Consider the following 2,424-nt stretch of genomic DNA (forward strand, 5'->3'; position numbering starts at 1 on the left):
CGGGCCCTGATCGACACGGATCAGCGGCTTGCGCGGCACGCCAGAGGCCGCGAGGCGCTCCAGGTCGCCGGGGTCCCAGGCGGCGCGAAGCTGCGGCAGGCCGCCGCGCTGCTCGATGCGCGCATCCGCGGCCGGTGGCGCCGCGGCCAGCGCGGCGCCCGGCAGATCCCCGAGGCTGCGTCGAGGCGCCGGCGCGCAGTCCCCAGCGTGTGTAGATCGAGGTGACGAAGACATGCGACTGCAGCCGGTAGCCCTGTCCGGTCAGCAGCCGGAACACGGCGTTCTCGCCGGGCTTGCCGGGATCGAAGCCATGCGTCTCGACGGCGATCACGCGCGGCCGCCACCGCGTCCAGTCGTTGCCGGCCAGCACGTCGTGATCCAGGCCCTCGACGTCCACGTTGAGGAAATCGAAGGTCGCGTCCGGCGGCACGTGCTCGGCGAGCAGCGAGGCGAGTGTGCGAACCCGGACAATGCGGCGCGTCGCGCCCTCGAGCTTGTCGGCGAAGCGGAGCTGCCGCGCCGGATCGAGCGTGTTGAAGGTGGCATTGTCGAAAGTCATCGCCTCCATCTCGCCCTCCTCGCGCCCGACGGCACAGCAGAGGTTGATGTCGCCGGGCCGCGCCTGCTCGAAGAGGCGGATGGCGCGCTCGTCGAGATCGACGTTCAGGCCGCGCCAACCCCGCTCGTAATGCAGCAGCGCCGTGTTCGACAGGGAGAAGGGGTGAAAGGCGCCGATGTCGACGTAGAAGCCGCCAAGCTGCTTCCGCAGCCGCGTGTTGATCACGACGTCCTCGCCGAACTGCGAGGTGTGCAGCTCCGCCTCGCCGCGCGACAGCGCCCCGTACCAGAGGCGCTGCCGGTCATTCATGAGAAGGGACTTCATCTCGGCTCCGCGCTCCGGCGCCCATCGCGGGCGCCGGAGGCGTTGTTGCCGGTGCGGATGGCGGGGATCAAGCGCCCGCGCCGTCGCCGCCATGCACCGGGAGCCGTCAGGCCTGCGGTCGGCGGCCTTCCATGAAGCGATCGAACTCCTCCTGATCCTTGGCGCGGCGAAGCTGCTTCAGGAACTCGGCGAACTCGGCCTGCTGGGCGTCGAGCTGCCGGCGCTCCTCCTCCAGACGCTTCAGCACGCCCTCGCGGTACTCGTCGAAGGCGGCGTTCCCGGTCGGGACCGGACCCGTCGCACGCTGCGCGGCGTCGCGCATGCGGTCCTTCCAGGGGGTCATCCAGCCGGCGGACCAGGGCGCGGACCAAGGGGCGGAATTGCAGGACATGGCGGGTCTCCAGAAGAAGAAGGCGAGCAGGGCGAGGCCGATCGGCCACCAGGCGATGAAGCCGAGGATCATGGCGGGCAGCCGCCAGCCGCGGAGCGGATGGCCGCCGCGGGCGGCCCAGTAGGCCTGCCGCGCCTCGCGCCGCATCTGGCGGCGCTGGTGGCGCTCCCATCGTCGGGCGAGGCCGGGTGGAAGGTCGGCGGGCAGCGCGGGGGCAGCGGCGGACATGCGGTCACCTTCTCCGATGTCGATGTTTCACACATTCACATAAGAACTCGGCGCCCGCGATGTCAAAGGCATTTACATTACGTTGCGCGGAGCAGCCGCCCGACCGCGTCCTCCAGCACCTGTTCCGGCGCCGGCGCGCCGGCGCCGGGCGGCGGCATGCCGGCGCGCTCGAGCCCGGCGAGCCCGTGCGAGATCGCCCAGACCTCGAGCGCGAGCAGCCGCGCCTTCTGGGGGTCCGCGCCCTCCGGCAGGGTGCGGGCGATCGCCTCGACGAGCCCGGCGAAGGGGCCCGACGCGCCCCCCTCCGGTGGCGTCGGGTCGCGCCAGGCGAACATCGCGCCGTAGAGGCCGGGCTCCTCCCGCGCAAAGGCGAGATAGGCGCGGCCCATGGCTGCCAAGCCCTCGCGCACGCCGCGGCCGATCGTGGCCTCGCGCAGCCGCGCGCCGAAGGCCGCGAAGCCGCGGCTGCAAAGCTCGGCCATCAGCGCGTCGCGGTCCTTGAAGTGGCGATAGGGCGCGGAGGGCGAGACACCGGCCAGCCGCGCCGCCTCGCTCAAGGTGAAGCCGTGCGGGCCGCACTCGGCCGTCAGCTGGCGCGCGGCCTCGACCAGCGCCTCGCGCAGGTTGCCGTGGTGGTAGCCGCGCCGGTGGCAGAAGTCGAAGGGGCGGCCCGATGTGTGCCAGCGTGACATCGCGACAGGTCTACCCCGGATCCGCCCCGACGGCGACCTTCGACTGCCCCGGCCCTCAGCGGCTCGGGTAGCTGCGCGGGAAGGTCACCTGCTCCGGCGGGCCGGGCGGGCGGATGTCGCCGGCGCGGCCGCAGGCGGCCAGCAGCAGCGCGACGGCGGCCAGCGTGGCGAGGCGCGTCATGCCAGCCGCTCCCGCCACTCGGCCGCCATGCGCGCGACATTGGCCGGCG

Annotated in this window: 3 protein-coding genes; all 3 read right to left on the reverse strand. The window is 72.9% G+C overall.

Going from position 1 to position 2,424, the window contains the following annotated elements; translation table 11 throughout:
• On the reverse strand, nt 1–883 hold an 883-nt coding region (locus tag L2I40_RS21920), incomplete at its 3' end, for an FkbM family methyltransferase (protein WP_237217392.1).
• A gap of 106 nt (nt 884–989) precedes the next feature.
• Nucleotides 990–1,502, reverse strand: coding sequence for a DUF2852 domain-containing protein (locus L2I40_RS21925; RefSeq protein ID WP_237217393.1), 513 nt, complete (start codon nt 1,500–1,502; stop codon nt 990–992).
• 77 nt (nt 1,503–1,579) lie between these two features.
• The gene (locus L2I40_RS21930; RefSeq protein ID WP_237217394.1) at nt 1,580–2,194 is read right to left on the reverse strand and encodes a TetR/AcrR family transcriptional regulator; all 615 of its coding nucleotides are present in this window, start codon (nt 2,192–2,194) and stop codon (nt 1,580–1,582) included.
• Between the last annotated feature and the right edge of the window lie 230 nt (nt 2,195–2,424).

This window comes from Falsiroseomonas oryziterrae (assembly GCF_021864505.1).
Taxonomy (GTDB): domain Bacteria; phylum Pseudomonadota; class Alphaproteobacteria; order Acetobacterales; family Acetobacteraceae; genus Falsiroseomonas; species Falsiroseomonas oryziterrae.

Bases quoted from the DNA above. Each gene is read 5' to 3' on its own strand.
- L2I40_RS21930 (WP_237217394.1), bottom strand. From the start codon at position 2,194: ATGTCACGCTGGCACACATCGGGCCGCCCCTTCGACTTCTGCCACCGG.
- L2I40_RS21925 (WP_237217393.1), bottom strand. From the start codon at position 1,502: ATGTCCGCCGCTGCCCCCGCGCTGCCCGCCGACCTTCCACCCGGCCTC.